The 17812-nt window shown below is 67.9% G+C and carries 13 protein-coding genes; 6 read left to right on the forward strand and 7 right to left on the reverse strand.

Annotation, left to right across the window (positions count from 1 at the left end):
* Nucleotides 1–59: 59 nt before the first annotated feature.
* The 3 genes from Q368_RS0119210 to Q368_RS0119220 all read right to left on the reverse strand — a co-directional run bounded on the left by Q368_RS0119210 (nucleotide 60) and on the right by Q368_RS0119220 (nucleotide 3490).
* Nucleotides 60–2159, reverse strand: a complete 2100-nt coding sequence (locus Q368_RS0119210; RefSeq protein WP_029460668.1) for a methyl-accepting chemotaxis protein — start codon at nucleotides 2157–2159, stop codon at nucleotides 60–62.
* A 45-nt stretch (nucleotides 2160–2204) separates the two neighbouring features.
* Nucleotides 2205–2705 carry a chemotaxis protein CheW gene (locus Q368_RS0119215; protein ID WP_029460669.1) on the reverse strand — a complete coding sequence of 167 codons (501 nt, stop codon included), beginning with the start codon at nucleotides 2703–2705 and terminating at the stop codon, nucleotides 2205–2207.
* Nucleotides 2706–3127: 422 nt separating this feature from the next.
* Nucleotides 3128–3490, reverse strand: coding sequence for a DUF2917 domain-containing protein (locus Q368_RS0119220; RefSeq protein WP_029460670.1), 363 nt, complete (start codon nucleotides 3488–3490; stop codon nucleotides 3128–3130).
* Between the two features lie 128 nt (nucleotides 3491–3618).
* On the opposite strand from Q368_RS0119220, the gene Q368_RS0119225 reads away from it, so the two are divergent.
* From Q368_RS0119225 to Q368_RS0119240, 4 genes are all read left to right on the forward strand, one after another.
* A complete protein-coding gene (locus tag Q368_RS0119225) occupies nucleotides 3619–5088 on the forward strand; it encodes an aminotransferase-like domain-containing protein (RefSeq protein WP_029460671.1) in 1470 nt (489 codons plus the stop codon).
* Between the two features lie 158 nt (nucleotides 5089–5246).
* A complete protein-coding gene (locus Q368_RS0119230; protein ID WP_029460672.1) occupies nucleotides 5247–5582 on the forward strand; it encodes an STAS domain-containing protein in 336 nt (111 codons plus the stop codon).
* A gap of 8 nt (nucleotides 5583–5590) precedes the next feature.
* On the forward strand, nucleotides 5591–7162 hold the full coding sequence (locus Q368_RS0119235; RefSeq protein WP_029460673.1) for a SpoIIE family protein phosphatase: 1572 nt from the start codon (nucleotides 5591–5593) through the stop codon (nucleotides 7160–7162).
* A gap of 47 nt (nucleotides 7163–7209) precedes the next feature.
* Nucleotides 7210–8139, forward strand: a complete 930-nt coding sequence (locus Q368_RS0119240; protein WP_029460674.1) for an SAM-dependent methyltransferase — start codon at nucleotides 7210–7212, stop codon at nucleotides 8137–8139.
* 63 nt (nucleotides 8140–8202) lie between these two features.
* Here Q368_RS0119240 and Q368_RS0119245 read toward each other — a convergent pair whose 3' ends face one another.
* The 4 genes from Q368_RS0119245 to Q368_RS0119260 form a co-directional block, all read right to left on the reverse strand.
* Nucleotides 8203–11322, reverse strand: a complete 3120-nt coding sequence (locus Q368_RS0119245) for an efflux RND transporter permease subunit (protein WP_029460675.1) — start codon at nucleotides 11320–11322, stop codon at nucleotides 8203–8205.
* A gap of 2 nt (nucleotides 11323–11324) precedes the next feature.
* Complete coding sequence (locus Q368_RS0119250) at nucleotides 11325–14417, reverse strand: multidrug efflux RND transporter permease subunit (protein ID WP_043786472.1); 3093 nt, start codon at nucleotides 14415–14417, stop codon at nucleotides 11325–11327.
* A complete protein-coding gene (locus Q368_RS0119255; protein WP_029460677.1) occupies nucleotides 14414–15601 on the reverse strand; it encodes an MdtA/MuxA family multidrug efflux RND transporter periplasmic adaptor subunit in 1188 nt (395 codons plus the stop codon). The genes Q368_RS0119250 and Q368_RS0119255 overlap by 4 nt, the downstream gene beginning before the upstream one ends.
* Before the next feature lie 550 nt (nucleotides 15602–16151).
* On the reverse strand, nucleotides 16152–16355 hold the full coding sequence (locus tag Q368_RS0119260; protein WP_029460678.1) for a hypothetical protein: 204 nt from the start codon (nucleotides 16353–16355) through the stop codon (nucleotides 16152–16154).
* A 193-nt stretch (nucleotides 16356–16548) separates the two neighbouring features.
* On the opposite strand from Q368_RS0119260, the gene Q368_RS0119265 reads away from it, so the two are divergent.
* Entirely contained in the window at nucleotides 16549–17166 is a 618-nt protein-coding gene (locus Q368_RS0119265) for a recombination-associated protein RdgC (protein ID WP_029460679.1), read from the forward strand.
* Between the two features lie 114 nt (nucleotides 17167–17280).
* The gene (locus Q368_RS0119270) at nucleotides 17281–17808 is read left to right on the forward strand and encodes a hypothetical protein (RefSeq protein ID WP_029460680.1); all 528 of its coding nucleotides are present in this window, start codon (nucleotides 17281–17283) and stop codon (nucleotides 17806–17808) included.
* Nucleotides 17809–17812: the final 4 nt, after the last annotated feature.

The raw sequence follows: 17812 nt of genomic DNA on the forward strand, positions 1-17812 counted from the left end.
ACGAACGCGTCAAAACGCCGCGGCGGCCCGACGTTGCGGGCCGCCGCGCAAACGTCGCCTCAAAAACGTTCGAATGCGTCCCGGCCGTCCGTCTCGGGCACTTTCCGTCCCGCCGCGCCGGTGCCGCCGCTTCCCGGCAGGGCGGAACGGGACGCGGTCTTGCGGGAAAAGGCGGGCCTGGAGGATGTCGCGGGTTTGCGGGGTGGTGCCGCGTCGAGCCGCACGCCGGGCATCTGGAAAAAGCTCACGCTGGCCTGCAACTGTTCCGCCTGGGCCGAGAGCTCCTCGGCCGTCGATGCCAGCTCCTCGGAGGCCGAGGCGTTTTGCTGGATGACGAGGTCGAGCTGTTGCAGGGCGCTGTTGACCTGGTTCGCGCCCTGGCTCTGCTCCTGGCTCGAGGCGCTGATTTCCTGGATGAGGTCGGCGGTGCGCTGGATGTCCGGCACGAGCTTGGACAGAAGCTCCCCGGCGCGCTGGGCCACCTGCGTGCTGTTGCGCGAAATACCGGTGATCTCCGAAGCCGCGGCCTGGCTTCGCTCGGCGAGCTTGCGCACCTCCGACGCGACTACGGCGAATCCCCGGCCGTGCTCGCCGGCCCGGGCCGCCTCCACGGCGGCATTGAGGGCCAGCAGGTCGGTCTGGCGGGCGATCTCCTCGACGATGGAAATCTTGCCGGCGATCTCCAGCATGGCGGCCACGGTCTGGGTGACGGCCGAGCCGGATTCGCGGGCGTCGGCCGCGGCCTTGACCGCCATGGCCTCGGTCTGGCGGGCGTTGTCCGCGTTCTGGTTGATGCTCGACACCATCTCCTCCATGGCCGAGGAGGACTCCTCCACGGCCGAGGCTTGCGCCGATGCGCCCTGGGAAAGCGATTCCGAGGAGGCGCTCATTTCCTCGCTGCCCGAGGCCACGGTCTCGGCCCCCGACTGGACCTCGCCCACCACTTCGCGCAGCTTGTCCACCATGGCGGTCATGGACAAAAGCAGCGCGTCCTTGTCCGAACGCGGCGCGATGCTGACCGTCAGGTCCCCCTGGGCCAGCCTGGCGGCCGCGTCCGCGGCCGTGCGCTCGGCCGTGATCATCTGTCCCATGGCGGCGAGCAGCTTGCCGATCTCGTCGCTGCGGTCCACGGCCACGTCGTGCGACACGTCGCCCGCGGCCACGGCCTCGGCCACGCCGATGGCCCGCGCCACGCCGCCCCGGATGCCCCGGGTGATGCCCACGGCGCAGAAAAGCCCCACCAAGAGGGCCGTGGCCGACACGCACAGGGAAGTCAGGTTGACCGAACGCGCCGCCTGCTCCCGGGCGGCGGTCAGGGAAGCGATGATCTCGTCGGTCAGCTCGTTGACGCGCCTGCCGCTGTCGCCCATGGCCGCTGTCGCCGCGACCAGGACGTCGCAGGCGCGCACGAACTCGTCGACGGTCTGGCGGTAGGCACCGGCCTTTTGTGCGACCTCGTCAAGCAAGGCCCGGTTTTCCTGCCGGGTCAGGATCTCGCGCAGGTCGGCCTGGTGCTTCTGAAAATTCTCGAGACCCGCCAGGGCCCTTTCCACCCCTTCCTTTTGCCCGGTCCAGGCAAACATGGTCATCTGCTGGCGCACGGTCAGGAAGACGTCCACGAGCGCGCCTGCGGCGAAGCCGCTTTTGGCCGTGCGCTGCGTCAAGGAGGCATCGTTGCCGCCAAGGGCCGCTTCGAAGGCGCGTTCGGCGTCGGCGCGCAGGCGCATCAACCGCTCCTGCACCGACTCGCCGCTTGCGGCAAAGGTTTTGACCGCGTTTTGCCGGGCGACGACGGCCTCATGGAATTCCTCGACCTTCTTTGCATAGCCGTCCAGTGCGGACAAGAGCTTGTCGAGCAAGACCAGTTGCCCGGAATCGTGCAACATCTCCCGCAACGCCTTGCCTTTCCCGGCAAGCTCCTTAAGCCGGCCGCGTACGGCGTCCAGATCCTTCTGGGCGTTGCCCTGGGCGTAGCGGTTCATGTCGAGCCTTGCGGCGGCCAGGCCGTCGGCCAAATCCTGGGCTTTGTCCTCGAGTGCCGTCCGGTCCATGATGCCGCCAAGGCCGATCCGGTAGACGCCGGAAACGATCAGGGTGAACAGGATGCAAAGCCCGAAACCGGCTCCGAGCTTGAAGGCGATGCCTCGATTACTGAACATGTCGCACTCCCTTGGTTCTTCGGCGGGCAGCCGCCCCGCGTCGCGTTACGACCGCGCTTCCCCGGCTTCGGGAGCGTCCCCGGCCGCATCGGCCAGCGCACAACAATCCTTGCTGCGCACGATCTCGTCCATGTCGAGCAGGAACACGAACCGCGCGCCGTCCCGGGCCACGCCGCGCAGCATGCCGCCGCAATCCCGGGGCGGAGGCTGCACGTTGCCTCCCTCGATTTCCAGCACCTCGCGCACGGCATCGGCCAGGAGCCCGGCCAGGACGAGGCCGTCGCCCCGGCGCAGTTCCACGATGACGATGCGGGTGTTGCGGGTATGCGCCACGGCATCGAGACCGAGCACCACGCCCAGATCCCAGGCCGTCACGGCCTCACCCCGGACGTCGACGATGCCGCGCATGGCGGCGGAGGCATGGGGAATCGCGGTGATGTCCAGGTCGTCGAGGATCTCGCGGACGCGATGGACGGATACGGCGAACACGGCGCTGCCGAGGGAAAGGGTCAGGTAGCGATCCGTTGCGGGCTGCGAAAACGCCACAGTACGCCCCTTGTCTGGATGTTGAGGATCGCCGGGCAGGCGCAGGCCTCCGGCGCAGAGGACGTTCCGGCAGGGCATGGCGGCAATGTCGCAAACAGCGCCGGCATCCTGCCGTCTGCCGGCGCAAGAGCCCTGCCGCATTTCTTGAAGTATTCGGTTACAATCCACCCATAATGTTTACAAGATAATCACGTTGCTTTTTATTCGAACCAAAATACCACCAAGAAAACAGCGCGCGCGACGAAACCGGGGACTCCCGAACAGGGGCTCCCCGGCTCCGCGGCACTCGCAGGCCTGGCCTCGCGGCCTTGAAAAAAACGGGATGCAAGACGGACGGAAATGCAAGCGGGCCACGGCCTTCCCCATGCGGGACGGGGATAGGTCGGGCAGTGTCTTTATGCCGGTGAAGCTGCGCCCGACGGCTAATCCCAGCGCACGGCGGCCTCGGACGATTCGCCCCGGCCAGAGATGATCACCTTGCCCCCGTGCGTGAGCGTCACGCGCTGTCCCGGGGTGAGCACGCGGTCCCGGCCGTCGCCCGTGGCCGTCACCCAGACCGCGCCGCGCCGGCACTCCACCCGGCAATAGCGCGTGCCGGAAAGGCTCAGGTATTTCCCCTGGGACAGGCGCACGGTCAGGCTCTTGCCGGGGGAGAGAAGCCGCTGCCCGGCCTCGGCCACGATGCGCGCGAAGCGGCTGTCGCGCCAGCCGGACAGCCAGGCGTCCAGCAATCCGGGTTTTGCCGCCGCAAACGCCCTGTCTTCCTTGATGCGATCCGTGAACATGGCATCCTCCTCGGGTTCGGCCCCGGGTCCGTCCCGCGGCGCGCTTCCCTTGGACCAGATTCCCTGTTACCATGACAGTCACAGTTCACAAAAAAAATGAGCATAACAGATTTCCCGGAGGCCCGGCCATGACCCTGCCCGAATCCGACCAGGGCGTTTTCCGCTACGTGACCGTGGAAAAGCACGTCCTGGCGCTGATCGAGGCCGGAAGCCTGCGCCCGGGTGAGCGCATCCCGTCGCTGCGAGCCCTTGGCGCGCGCCTTGGCGTCAGCGTGTCCACGGTCAATCAGGCCTACATGGAGCTCGAGCGCCGGGGCGTGGTGGAAGCCAGGCCCAAGTCGGGCTTTTTCGTGCGCGAGAGCCCGGGGGCGCGCACGCCCGCGCCCCGCCCGCAGGGCCAGCCGGCCAAACCGCCCACGACCGTCAACCGGGGGGCGCTGATACGCGAGGTCCTCGACGGCATGGGCCGGCGCGACATCGTGCCGCTTGGCGTCGCGCTCACCGACGAGGCCTTCCTGCCGACCAAGCAGCTTTCCCGCCTGCTGGCCAAGGCCGCCGCCGGAAGCGCGCAGGAGGTCGTCAGCTACGAAAGCGTGCGCGGCAATCTGGCCCTGCGCCGCCAGATCGCCTGGAGGCTGGGCGAGGCCGGCATCGAGGCCGGACCCGAGGACGTGATGGTCACGGCCGGGGCCATGGAGGCGCTTTACATCGCGCTGCGCAGCGTCACGCGGCCCGGCGACAACGTGGCCATCGCCGCGCCGTCCTACTACTGTTTCCTGCAACTGCTCGAGAATTTCGGCCTGCGCGCCGTGGAACTGCCCTCCCATCCCGGCGACGGCGTACGCCCGGAAGACCTCGCCGCGGCCCTCGACCGCTATAGCATCGCCGCGGTCATCCTCACCCCCAACTTCAACAACCCCGACGGCGCGCGCATTCCCGACACGGCCAAGGCCGAAATGGCGGCCATGCTCGCCGCGCGAAACGTCCCGCTGATCGAGGACGACGTCTACGGCGACCTCGCTTTCGAGGGCGGCCGGCCGCGTTGCATCGCCTCCTACGACACGGGCGGCCACGTGCTGCACTGCTCCTCGTTCTCCAAGACCCTGGCCCCGGGATTCCGCGTGGGCTACCTGCTCCCCGGGCGCCATGCGGCCAAGGCCTTCGAGATCAAGGCCACGACCAACGTCTGCTGCGCCACGCCGACGCAGATGGCCGTGGCCGAATACCTCGCCCAGGGCAGTTTCGAGCGCCACATCCGCAAGGTGCGCGCCGTGCTCGAGCGGCAAAGCCGGATGATGGAACAGCGCATCCTCGCGCACTTTCCCGCGGGCACGCGCGTCAGCCACCCGAGCGGCGGCACGGTGCTCTGGGCGCAGTTGCCGCCGCCCGTGGATTCCATCCGCCTGTTCTACGAGGCCAAGGCCAAGGGCATCGGCCTCGCGCCGGGCAACATCTTTTCCAGTTGCGACCAGTTCAACGGTTTCGTGCGCATCAGCTTCGGCAACGCCTGGACCCCGGCCGTGGACGAAGCCGTGGCCGAGGTCGGCCGCCTGGCCGCGGCGCAGTGCGCGCAAGGGGAGGCGGACCGTGCGGATTGACCGCCCGGGGGGCCTTGCCTTGGCCTGATGATTGCCATAGGTTCCAACCTGCGCGCCATCCGCAGTACGCGACGCGCAGGACCCTGCCGCCAGCCTGCCTCCGGGGCGACCGGCGACGGCGAAATGTCAGGTCACGGCCCTGGCGAGGGGAGACACCCATGCAACGGCTTTCGCTTACGGCCACGGATCGGGAAATGACCATCGCCCTTACCGGCGAGATCGTCATGGACATGGTGCTCGAACGCAAAAGCGAAGTCATCCGGCTCGTGGAGGAATACGCCGGCCCGGCCGTCATCCTCGACCTGACGGGCGTCACGTTCATGGACAGTTCGGGCGTGGGGCTCCTGATCGGCCTGCGCCGCCTGTGCCAGGAACGGGGCAAGCAGTTTTGCGTGCGCAATCCCGCCCCGCCCATCCGCAAACTCTTCGAGACGCTGCGCCTGACGGACTACCTTGCCCTGGCACAGCCCGACGCCGCGCAGCCGGCCACCTGATCCGCGCCATGCGCATTGCCGTCATCGACGATTCCGACAGTTTCCGCACGTACCTGGAAAGCCTGCTCCACGCCGCGGGCTACGCCGACGTCGCGGCCTTCGCCTCGGCCGAGGCGTTTCTCGACACCCTGGGGCAGCCCGGCGCGCCCCTGCCCGACCTCGCGCTCATGGACTGCATCATGCCCGGCCTCGGCGGGCTCGCAGGCACGCGCCGGCTCAAGGCCGACCCCCGCCTGGCGGACATCCCGGTCATCATGATCACCGTCAGCGACGACGAGGAGAACCTCTCCGAGGCCTTTGCCGCCGGTGCCATGGACTATATCCAGAAGCCACCCAGGCGCGCGGAGTTCATGGCCCGCATCGCCTCGGCCCTGCGCCTCAAGCAGGCCATCGACGCCCGCAAAGCCCGCGAGAGGGAGATCCGGGAGGAGAAGGACCGCATCGCCGCCATCCTGGAATACTCCCACGACGGCATCGCCATGGTGAACCCGGACGGCCGGTTCGCCTTTGTCTCGCCCGGCATGGAACGCGTCTTCGGCCTGCCGCTTTCCGCCTACTCCACCGTGGACCGCTGGCTGGACACGACATTTCCCGAAGCGGCCGACCGCGCGGATATCGCCGACATCGTGGCCTCGCGCCCGGCACCGGGTCACGTCTGGCGGCGGATCTACCCCTTCGCCGACAGAAACGGCTTGCGCCGCGTCTGCCAGATCCATTTTTCCTGCATGCCCGGCGGGGAACTCATCTGCAACATCGAGGACATCACCCTTTTCGCCAAGCAAAAGGAAGACCTGCTCAGGAAGCAGAGCCGCCACATGAAAGACCTGGAGGCGGCGGCCGAAATCCAGCGCAGCCTCCTGCCCAAGCGCCTGTCCATGTCCGAACGGCTGCGCTTCGCCTGGGAATTCATGCCCTGCGAGTCCATCGGCGGCGACATCTTCAATGTCTTTCCGCTCGGGCCGCACCACGTGGGACTCTATATGCTCGACGTATCCGGCCACGGCGTGGCCTCTTCCCTGGTCGCGCTTTCGGTCTACAACTTCATGCACTACCAGCGCGCGACGCTGATCGACCGTTCTGCCGGGTCCATCGACGTGGTCGCGCCCCACACCGTTCTCGCCCGCCTGGACGAGGAATTTCCTTTTGAGAAATTCTCGAAGTTCTTCACCATGTTCTACATGACCCTGGATACGCGCACGGGCAAGGCGCGCTACTGCAACGCCGGCCACCCGCCGCCGCTGCACCTGGCCAAAGGGAGCGTCACCCCCCTGCCCTGTCGCGGCACCATCATCGGCCTGTCGGGATTCCAGCCCTTCTGCGCCGGCATGATGGTCATGGAGCCCGGGGACAAGCTCCTCGTCACGAGCGACGGCCTGGCCGACACGCAGGCGGCGGACGGCGCGTTTTTCGGCGAGGAGCGCATCCTCGAAACCGTCGACCGGCTGGCGCGCAATCCCGTGGCCGACATCCTGGCCGGGCTGCGCCAGGACGCCGCGGCCTTTCTCGGCGACGCCCACCCACGCGACGACGTGAGCCTGCTCGGCCTGGAATTCCTGCCCGCGCGGGGCACGGCCGCCTAGGCGGTTCTCCCGTCCGTTTTCCCGAACCTTTGCCGACCGGAAGAGCCATGCCCTTTACCGTTTACCATGCCGCTCCCGGCCTTGTGGCCGAACTCACCGCCGAACTCGGCGACGCCGTCACGGCCGTGCGCGATCCGCTGGTCGTCGCCGACGGGCCGCCGCGCCAGGCCGCCTTCGCGGCCAATGTCTGGACCGCGCCGGAGTTCATCCAGGCGACGTCCATCGGCCAGGCCGCCAAGGCGCTCACCGCCATCCAGCGCAACTGGTCCCTCGTGCCCACGGGGCATTTCCGCCGGGCGGCGCTCGTCGCGGAAAAGCTGCCCAGGGTGTCGGCCAAGCCGCTGCCCTTCGGCCAGCCCCTGCCCACGTCGCCGCTTGGGGCCTTCACGCTCTGGGACGAGAACCTGCTGCTCGCCTCGCCGACGACGTCCGAACCCGTGCCGGACGGCAGCTACCGCTTCGCGGAAGACAAGGAAGGCCCGCCGAGCCGGGCCTACCTCAAGCTGTGGGAGCTCTTCACGCGGCTGGGGCAAGCGCCCAGGCCCGGGGAGCTGTGCCTGGACATGGGCGGCAGCCCCGGCGGCTGGGCCTTTGTCCTGGCCGGACTCGGGGCGCGGGTCTTTTGCATCGACAAGGCCCCGCTCGCCCCGAATGTCGCCGGGCATCCCCTGGTGTCCTGGTGCCAGGGCAGCGCCTTCGGCCTGGACCCGCGCCATGTCGGGGCCGCGGACTGGCTTTTTTCCGACGTGATCTGCTATCCCGACCGGCTCTACGAGTGGCTTTCGCGCTGGCTGGCGCTCGGGGAGTGCCGCAACTACGTGCTGACGGTCAAACTGCAGGGCGAAACGGACTTCCGGCTGCTGGGGAAATTCCGGGACATCCCCGGCAGCCGGCTGCTGCACTTAAGCCACAACAAGCACGAACTGACCTTCGTGCGCCTCGCCGCGCAGGCACCGCCCGCGACAACGACGCCCTGACGGGACGCGGCTTCCCCGCCCCGACGGCCAACCAGCTGTCGGGGCTTTTGCTTTGCCAGGAGATCAGTGCGCCACGGCGCGGGCCGCACGGGCGGCACGGCGCGCCCGGCGGCGCGCCAGGCGCAGGCGCACCCGGTCGAGGTAGAGGTAGATCACGGGTGTGGTGTAGAGCGTCATGGCCTGGCTCACGAGCAGCCCGCCGCAGATGGCGATGCCGAGCGGCCGGCGCAGCTCGCCGCCTTCGCCGTGCCCGAGCGCCAGCGGCAATGCCCCGAGAAACGCGGCGAGCGTGGTCATCATGATCGGCCGGAAACGCTTGAGGCAGGCCTCGTAGATGGCCTCGCGCGGGGGCAGTCCTTGCACGCGCTCGGCGGTCAGGGCGAAATCGACCATCATGATGCCGTTTTTCTTGACTATGCCGATCAGCAAAATGATGCCGATGATGGCAATGATCGTCAGGTCCAGGTGCACGGCCATCAGCGCCGCAACCGCCCCGAGGCCGGCGGAAGGCAGGGTCGAGAGGATGGTCAGCGGATGGATGGTGCTCTCGTAGAGGATGCCGAGCACGATGTAGACCGCGACCAGGGCGGCGAGGAGCAGCAGCGGCTGGCTGCGCGTGGTGCTCTCGAAGGCCTGCGCCGTGCCGGCGAAGGTGCCGCGCACGGATGCCGGCAGGCCAAGGGCCGACACGGCCGCGTCGATGGCGGAGGCGGCCTGGGACAGGGATGCGCCGGGCGTCAGGTTAAACGAGATCGTCGCGGCCGGAAACTGCCCCTGGTGGTTGACGGAAAGGGCCGCTTCGCTGCGGCGGATGGTGGCCACGGCGGACAGGGGGATCTGCTTGCCGCCCGTGCCCGGCACGTGGATGTCGCGCAGGCCCTCGGGACCCTGCAACGAGCGCGGCGTGGCCTCGAGCACGACGTGGTACTGGTTCTGGTCACTGTAGGAGACGCCGACGAGGCTCTGGCCGAAGGCGTTGTAGAGGGCGGCGTCCACGGCCTTGGTGCTCACGCCCAGGCGCGAGGCCGTGTCGCGGTCGATGTCGACAGAGGTCATGAGCCCCTTGTCCTGCTGGTCGGCGCTGACGTCGGTGAGCAGGGGCAGGCGGCGCAGCGCCGCCTCCACCTTGGGCGAGGCCTCCACGAGATCGGCGTAATTGTCCGAAAGCAGCGTGTACTGGTAGAGCGCCTTGCCCGGCCGGCCGCCCAGGCGCAGTTCCTGGGCCGGCATGAGAAAGGCCGGCGCGCCGGGCACGGCCGCGAGCGCCTTGCGCAGCCGCCCCAGGGTCACGGTCATGGGCGGGCGCTCCTTGGCGGACTTTAACGTGATGAACATCTGGGCGGAGTTGGTGCCGCCGCCGCCAGGCCCGCCCCCGCCGCCGGTGAATCCCGTGACCGAAACCACATCCGGGTCGGCCCCGATGACCTTCACGATGGCCGCGAGCTTCTGCTCCATGGCCTGGAAGGAGATGTCCGGCGCGGCCTGGATAAATCCCATGACCCGGCCGTTGTCCTGTTCCGGGAAAAAGCCCTTGGGAATGGCGATGTAGAGCCAGATCGCGCCGGCCAGCGCGCCGAGGGTCGCGGCGAGCATCAGGCGCGGATGCCCCAGCGCCACGCGCAGGCTGCGCGCATAGCCCGAGAGCACGGCCGCGTAGACCCTGGCCCCGAAGCCCGGCCGGGCCTCGCGGGCGCGGCCGACGCCTTTGCGCAGCAGCACGGCGCACAGCATGGGCGTCGCCGTCAGGGACAGCAGCAGGGAAATCATGATGGCGATGGACAGCACCATGGCGAATTCGCGGAAAAGCCGCCCCACCATGCCGCCCATGAAAAGGATGGGGATGAAGACCGCGACCAGCGACACGCTCATGGAAACCACGGTGAAGGCAACCTCGCGCGAGCCGACGACCGAGGCCTCATAGGGCTCCATGCCCTGCTCCATATGGCGGGCCACGTTTTCGAGCACCACGATGGCGTCGTCCACCACGAAGCCCGTGGCGATGGTCAGCGCCATGAGCGACAGGTTGTCCAGGGAATAGTCGAGCAGGTACATGACCGCGAACGTCCCGACCAGGGAGGCCACCGTGGCCACGCCCGGGATGATCGTGGCGCGCAGGCTGCCAAGGAACAGGAACACCACGAGGATGACGAGCACGCACGAGAGCACGAGCGTGCGTTCCACGTCGGCCAGCGACGCCCGGATGGGCGGGCTGCGGTCCATCTCGACGGAAACGCCCACGCCGGCCGGCAGCGAGGCCTCGAGCTGCGGAATGAGCGCCTTCACGTTGTCCACGGTCTCGATGATGTTGGCCCCGGGCTGGCGGAAGACGATGATCATGACCGAGGGTTTGCCATTGACCAGGCCCGCCGTGCGCGTGTCCTCCACGGAAGGCGTCACGGTGGCCACGTCGGTCAGGCGCACCGGCGCGCCGTTTTTGTAGGCAAGCAGCAGCGGCTGGTATTCCCAGGCCTCGTGCAACTGGTCGTTGGTCTCGACCTCGTAGGAGCGATCCCCGGACTCCAGCCGCCCCTTGGGTTGCAGGACCGTGGTCTTGGTCAGCATGTCCTTGACGTCTTCGAGGCTCAGGCCCTTGGCGGCCAGGGCGGCGGGATCGGCATTGACGCGCACCGCGGGCAGCGCGCCGCCGCCCACGAACACCTGCCCCACCCCGGGCACCTGGGAGAGCTTTTGCTGGAGCACGGTCGAGGCCACGTCGTACATCGTGGCCCGGGACACGGTATCGGACGTGAGCGCCAGGACCATGACGGGCGCATCCGCCGGGTTCATCTTCCGGTAGGTCGGGTTCTGGCGCAGGGTCGAGGGCAGGTAGCCCCGGGCGGCGTTTATCGCCGACTGCACGTCGCGGGCCGCGCCGTTGATGTCGCGGTCGAGGTCGAATTGCAGGTTGATGCGCGTCGAGCCCCGGTTGCTCTGGGAGGTCATCTCGGTCACGCCCGCGATGCGGGCGAACTGGCGCTCCAGGGGCGCGGCCACGGAGGTGGCCATGGTCTGCGGCTCGGCCCCGGGCAGTTGCGCCTGCACGGAGATGGTAGGGAAATCCACCTGCGGCAGGGCTGCCGCGGGCAGCAGCCGAAACGCGATGGCCCCGGCCAGCACCAGGGCCAGCGTGAGCAGCGTGGTGCCCACGGGCCGGCGGATGCAGATTTCAGGCAGGCTGGCCATGGTTACGCCTTGGGAGCGGCGACGCCGGGCCGGCGGGAACGGGCCAGACGCTCGAAAAAGAGATAGATCACGGGGGTGGTGTAAAGCGTCAGCACCTGGCTCACGATGAGCCCGCCGACGATGACGATGCCGAGCGGCCGGCGCAGCTCCGAACCCACGCCCGAGCCGAGCGCCAGGGGCAACGCGCCGAGGAGCGCGGCGAAGGTGGTCATCATGATGGGGCGAAAGCGCAGCAGACAGGCTTCGTAGATGGCGTCGCGCGGGGCCTTGCCCTCCTCGCGCTCGGAGGAAAGGGCGAAGTCCACCATCATGATGCCGTTTTTCTTGACGATGCCAATCAGCAAAATGATGCCGATGACGGCCATGACGCCGAGGTCCTCGTGGAAAAGGAGCAGCGCCCACAAGCCGCCGATGCCGGCCGAAGGGAGCGTGGACAGGATCGTCACCGGATGGATGAAGCTCTCGTACATGACGCCGAGCACGATATAGACCGTGACCAGGGCGGCGAGGATGAGGAGCGGTTCGTTGCGCAGGGAATCCATGAACGCCCGGGCCGCGCCCTGGAAGGAGCCGACGATGCTCGCCGGCATGTCGAGCCCGGCGGCGACGGCGGAGACGGCCTCCACGGCGTCGCCCAGGGAATGGCCCGGCGCGGCGTCGAAGGAGACGACCGCGGCCGGGAACTGGCCCTGGCGGTTGATGACGAGGGGGCCCGTGCTTTCGCGCACCGTGGCCACGGCGGCAAGCGGCACCTGGGAGCCGCCCGTGCCCGGCAGGCGGATGCGCGAGAGCGCCTGCGCGCCGTCGGACATTTCGGGCAGGAGCCCAAGCACCACGCGGTACTGGCTGAGTTCCGTGAACATGGTCGAAACCTGGCGTTGGCCGAAGGCGTCGTAGAGGGTGTTGTCGATGTCCGAGGGGGTAAGTCCGTAGCGCGCGGCGGCGACCCGGTCGATATCGACGTTTAAGCGCAGGCCGCCGGGCACGAGGTTGTCGCCGACGTTGCGCACTTCGGGCCGCCTGGACAGGGCCTCGACGAAACGCGGGGTCCACTGCGCAAGCTCCGCGGAACTGGGGGTGCTGAGCGCATACTGGTACTGGGCGCGGCCGGCGCGGGCGTCCACGGTCAGGTCCTGCACGGGCTGGAGCGTGAGCGTGATGCCGGCGATGTGCTGCGCCTGCGCCTCCAGCCGCCGGGCCACGGCCGCGGCGTCGGCGTCGCGTTTGGCCTTGGGCACGAGCGTCACGGACAGCCGGCCGATATTTACGCTCGGATTGGTGCCGTCCACGCCGATGAACGACGCGACCGCGGCCACATCCGGGTCCTTGGAAATCATGTCGGCCAGTTCCTGCTGGCGTTCGCCCATGGCCGCGAAGGAAACCGTGGCCGGGGCCTGCGTCACGCCGGAGAGGATGCCGGTGTCCTGGACCGGGAAGAAGCCCTTGGGCACGTAGATGTAGAGAAGCACCGTGACGACGACCGTGGCCAGGGCCACGCAAAGCGTGAGCCCCTGGTGGCGCAGCACCACGGTGAGCGTGCGGCCGTAGCCGGCGATGGCCCTGTCGAAAAGGCCCTGGGTGGCGCGGAAAAAGCGGCCCTTGCCACCGCCAAGGCCGCCGTGGCCGAGCATGCGCGCGCACATCATGGGCGTGAGCGTCAGGGACACCCCGGCCGAGAACAGGATGGCCACGCCAAGGGTCACGGCGAATTCCCGGAAAAGCCGCCCGACCACGTCGCCCATGAAAAGCAGCGGAATGAGCACCGCGACGAGCGAAACGGTCAGTGACAGGATGGTGAAGCCGATCTGCCCCGCGCCGGCGAGCGCCGCCTCGAGGGGCGATGCCCCGTCCTCGACGTGGCGGGCCACGTTTTCGATCATGACGATGGCGTCGTCCACGACGAAGCCCGTGGAGATGGTCAGCGCCATGAGCGTCAGGTTATTGAGCCCATAGCCGAGCAGATACATGACGCCGAAGGTGCCGACGAGGGAAAGGGGCACGGCCACGGCCGGAATGAGCGTGGCCCGGCCGTCGCGCAGGAACACGAAGATGACGCCGACGACCAGGGCCACGGCCAGCGCCAGTTCGACCTGCACGTCGTCGATGGAGGCGCGGATGGTGACCGTGCGGTCGGCCATGACGGCCAGGTTGACCGCCGCCGGCAGCGAGGCGCGAAGCTGGGGCAGGATGGCCTTGATGCGGTCCACCACGTCGATGACGTTGGCCCCGGGCTGGCGCTGGATGTTGAGCACGATGGCCGGCTTGCCATTGACCCAGGCGGCCTGCCGCGCGTCCTCGGCCCCGTCGGACACGGTCGCGACGTCGGACAGGCGCACGGGCCGGCCGTTTTTGTAGGCCACAAGCAGGGGACGGTATTCCGCGCTGGTGAGCAGTTGGTCGTTGGCCCCCAGGATCGAGGACTGGCGCGGGCCGTCGAAGCCGCCCTTGGCCTGGTTGACATTGGCCGCGGCCACGGCCGTGCGCACTTCTTCCAGGGTGATGCCGTAGGCGGCCAGCGCCGTGGGGTTGGCGTCGATGCGCACGGCGGGCCGCTGCCCGCCCGAGACGCTGACGAGGCCCACGCCCGAAAGCTGGGAGATCTTCTGGGCCAGACGCGTGTCGGCGAGGTCCTGCACTTCCGTCAGCGGCATGGATTCGGAGGTGAGCGCCAAGGAAATGATGGGCGCGTCCGCCGGGTTGACCTTGCTGTAGACCGGCGGCGTGGGCAGGTCGTCGGGCAGCAGGCTGTAGGCCGTGTTGATGGAGGCCTGCACCTCCTGCTCGGCCACGTCGAGGGACAGGCTCAGGGCGAATTGCAGCGTGATGACCGACGCGCCGCTCGAGCTGACCGAGGTCATCTGCGTGAGCCCCGGCATCTGGCCGAACTGGCGCTCGAGGGGCGCGGTCACGGCCGAGGCCATGACGTCGGGGCTTGCGCCGGGATAGAAGGTGCGGACCTGGATGGTGGGATAATCCACCTGCGGCAGGGCCGAGACCGGCAGCTGGAAATAGGCGATGGCCCCGGCCAGGATGACCGCCACCATCACGAGGGTGGTGGCCACGGGCCGCAGGATGAACGGGCGCGAGAGGTTCATGCGTTGGGCGCCGCCGCGGCCGCGTCTTGCCGTATGGAGACCTTGGACCCGTCGCGCAGCCTGTCCGCGCCGTCGACCACCACGGTTTCGCCCGCGGCAAGCCCCGAGTCCACCACGACGTCGGTGCCCACGGCAAGGCCCGTGACCACGGGGCGCATGGACACGGTATTGTCCGCGCCGACCACGAACACGTGCGCGCCCTTGGGGCCGCGCAGCACGGCCGCGGCGGGCACGAGCACGACGTTTCGCCTGTTTTCGAGCAGCAGTTCGGCATTGACGAACTGGTTGGGGAAAAGGGCCTCGTCCTTGTTGTCGAAAAGCGCCCGCAGCTTGACCGTGCCCGTGGAGACGTCGATCTGGTTGTCGGTGGTCGCGAGTTTCCCCTGGGCCAGCTTCTCGCTCATGGTGCGGTCGTAGGCGGTCACGGGGAGCGATTCGCCGGCGAGCAGCTTGCGGCGCACCTTGGGCAACTGGTCCTCGGGCAGGGTGAAGACCACGCTCATGGGCGACATCTGGGTGATGACGCAAAGGCCGTTCTCGTCCGTGCTTTTGACCATGTTGCCGGGGTCGAGCTTGCGCAGGCCCACGCGGCCGGAAACGGGCGCGGTGATGCGGCTGTATTCGATCTGCAGCTTGGCGTTGTCGATCTGCGCCTTGTCCGAGCGCACCGCGCCCTCGTACTGGCGCACGAGCGAGGCCTGGGTGTCCTTGGTCTGGCCGGCGAGCATGTCCTTTTTGACGAGGTTGTCGTAGCGCGCGAGGTCGGCCCGGGCGTTTTCCAAAAGGGCCATATCCTTGGCCAGCTGGCCCTCGTATTGGTTGCGCTGGGCCTCGAAGGAGCGCGGATCGATCTGGGCGAGCAGCTCGCCTTCCTTGACGAACTGGCCTTCCTTGAAGCGCACCTCGGTCAGTTCGCCGTCCACGCGGCTTTTGACCGTGACGGTCTTAAGCGGCGTGACCGTGCCGATGCCCGAAAGCGTCACCGGGGCGTCGCCGGTCCTGGCCTTGGTCACGGACACGGATACGACCATGGGCCCCATGCCCGGGGGCGGTCCCTTGGGCTGGGCCCGGCCGTCGCGGTCCGCGAAAAACCACAGCCCGCCGCCCACGGCGAGGAGCGCGAGAATGACGGCGGCGGTGCGAAAGGAGCCGCGTCGGGGCGAGGCGTCCTGGGGAGATGGCATGCGGGACATCCTTGTCAGGGTTGACGTTGCCGGAAAAACGAATGCCGGAAACGGCGTTGCGAACCCACGTCGTATCCGGCAGGCCAAAGGTTACATCAGCGGGGAAAAGCCTGCCAGTCCCCTTGCGGGGAGATTTTCAAACCGTCAGGTCGCGGCCGGGACGATGCGCGTCACGCCGGACTGGCGCAGGCCGTCCCGGCATCGGCGTTTTTGGGGGCGGCCTGCGACAGCCTGTCGCCCGCAACCCCGGTGAGGTTTCATGTCCCGGTCGGGATTATCGTGATACGTCGGCCGCGAGCAATTCCCCCACGGCTTCCATCCGCGCAATGCGTGACAAAAGATAGCCTGCCGCGCGCCCCTGCCGGTCGCGGACAATTTTGCATCGCCTAGCTGCGAAAACGTCAGGCCCTTGGCGGGGGGTTGCGGGTGCGGCAAAAGGCAGCGGCGGTTTCTGCGGCAGGGAGGGAAGGCGCACGGGGGGAAGGACGGGACGGGTCGCCCCGCGAGGGGCCGGAAGGGGACGCCCCCTTCCGGTCGGGGCATTTCGGCTTCAGATGGCCCCGCTGAAGCGGGCGAAGCTCATGCATTCGAACCGGTTGGAAAAGGGACAGGGCTCCTTGGCAAACCACTTTCTTTTCGGGCACCAGTAGGCGTTCTTGAAGGGTTCGTTGCACCCGGAGGACGTTGTGGCCTTGCGGGTGAACGATCCGATGCGCATCCTGCCGTCCGAGTGGCTCATGCGGATAACGGCCATGGTCGTCACCTCCGTCTGCACGAAAGAATGCATAAGCCGGGCCAACGGCAAGGCGGCGCTTTTTGCCAACCCGTTGCCATGGCGACGATTTCCCCCACCCTGCCCCGCCCCCTGGCGCGACGGCCGGATTTGATCTATCACCCAGCCCATGCCACGCGCCGGCCGGGTCTCCCGGCAGGCAAAGGAGGACGCTTTGGGACTTTTGGCCGCAAGCGGCGGATTCACCCGTTACAGGATCGTGGGGGAGGTCAAGAACGACATCCTGCGCGAAGCCCCGGACCGCCTGAAAAAATACGCGTTTACCGACATCGACAACACCGCCGACGAACGCTCCTTCGGCTGGGTCGCCTTCGAGGACTACCTGGACACCGAATGGCGCGGCGCGCCCCCGGAAAAAGGCCACTACCTGGCCTTTTCCCTGCGCCTGGACACGCGGCGCGTTTCGCCAGCGGTGCTCAAAAAGCACATGCGCCTGGCCATCGACCAGGAAAAGGAACACAACCTCGCCTCGGGCAAGAATTTCGTGTCCAAGGAGCGCAAGAAGGAGATCGCCGAACGGATCAAGCTCTCGCTCATGGCCCGCGCCCTGCCCATCCCGGCCGTGTTCGAAGCGGTCTGGAACACCATGGACCAGGTCGTCTGGCTGTGCTCCACCAACAGCAAGGTGCAGACCCTTTTCGAGGACCTCTTCACCATGACGTTCGAGATGCACCTCGAGCCGCAGACCCCGGCCTTCCTGGCCGAACGCATGCTCGGCGTCGAACGCGCCCTGGCCCTGGAACACATCGAACCGAGCCGGTTTGACGGATAAGGCGGGGAGAAAAACGAAAAGAGGCCTCCGGCGGCCAGGAGGGGGTGCCCCCCTCCTGGACCTCCTCGACGGGGAAAAGGGACCTATTAGCGCGGCAATGCCGGGAGACGGTCGATGGACATCAATATGGCGGAAGCCAAGAATCCGGTGCTGGGGCAGGACTTCCTGACCTGGCTCTGGTTCAAGAGCGAAAAAAGCGGCTGGCTGTTCAAGCTGCCGGACGGCTCCGAGGTCAACGTGTACCTGGAGCAGAAGATATCGGTGCGCGGCGGCGAGGGCGAGGACGCCGAAACGGCCACGGTTTCCGGGCCGCACGCCCAGTTCGCCGAGGCGCGCCTCGGCGTCAAAAGCGGCAAGCGCGTGGACCGCGCGCTGATTCGCTTCGAGCAGGACGGCGAAACCTGGACCGTCACGGTCAAGGCCGACGACTTCACCCTCAACTCCCTGCGCACGCCCAAGATGGAAACGCGCAGCGAGGAAGGCGACGACCCGGACGCCAAGGTCCTGGAAAAGCTCTACCTCGTGGAAAAATGCGCCGGCTTTTTCGACGCCCTCTACAGCCAGTTCCTGACCGTGCGCTTGAGCCAAGGCTGGACCGGCGAACTGTCCGATTTCGCCGAATGGCTGCGCGAGGGCGTCTAGCCCC

The sequence above is a fragment of the Solidesulfovibrio alcoholivorans DSM 5433 genome, assembly GCF_000702665.1.
GTDB lineage: Bacteria > Desulfobacterota > Desulfovibrionia > Desulfovibrionales > Desulfovibrionaceae > Solidesulfovibrio > Solidesulfovibrio alcoholivorans.

What these genes read in the sequence shown, in the direction of transcription:
- Q368_RS0119245 (WP_029460675.1), bottom strand. Translation starts at nt 11,322, where the DNA reads ATGGCCAGCCTGCCTGAAATCTGCATCCGCCGGCCCGTGGGCACCACG.
- Q368_RS0119225 (WP_029460671.1), top strand. Translation starts at nt 3,619, where the DNA reads ATGACCCTGCCCGAATCCGACCAGGGCGTTTTCCGCTACGTGACCGTG.
- Q368_RS0119240 (WP_029460674.1), top strand. Translation starts at nt 7,210, where the DNA reads ATGCCCTTTACCGTTTACCATGCCGCTCCCGGCCTTGTGGCCGAACTC.
- Q368_RS0119235 (WP_029460673.1), top strand. Translation starts at nt 5,591, where the DNA reads ATGCGCATTGCCGTCATCGACGATTCCGACAGTTTCCGCACGTACCTG.
- Q368_RS0119220 (WP_029460670.1), bottom strand. Translation starts at nt 3,490, where the DNA reads ATGTTCACGGATCGCATCAAGGAAGACAGGGCGTTTGCGGCGGCAAAA.
- Q368_RS0119260 (WP_029460678.1), bottom strand. Translation starts at nt 16,355, where the DNA reads ATGGCCGTTATCCGCATGAGCCACTCGGACGGCAGGATGCGCATCGGA.
- Q368_RS0119270 (WP_029460680.1), top strand. Translation starts at nt 17,281, where the DNA reads ATGGACATCAATATGGCGGAAGCCAAGAATCCGGTGCTGGGGCAGGAC.
- Q368_RS0119255 (WP_029460677.1), bottom strand. Translation starts at nt 15,601, where the DNA reads ATGCCATCTCCCCAGGACGCCTCGCCCCGACGCGGCTCCTTTCGCACC.
- Q368_RS0119230 (WP_029460672.1), top strand. Translation starts at nt 5,247, where the DNA reads ATGCAACGGCTTTCGCTTACGGCCACGGATCGGGAAATGACCATCGCC.
- Q368_RS0119210 (WP_029460668.1), bottom strand. Translation starts at nt 2,159, where the DNA reads ATGTTCAGTAATCGAGGCATCGCCTTCAAGCTCGGAGCCGGTTTCGGG.
- Q368_RS0119250 (WP_043786472.1), bottom strand. Translation starts at nt 14,417, where the DNA reads ATGAACCTCTCGCGCCCGTTCATCCTGCGGCCCGTGGCCACCACCCTC.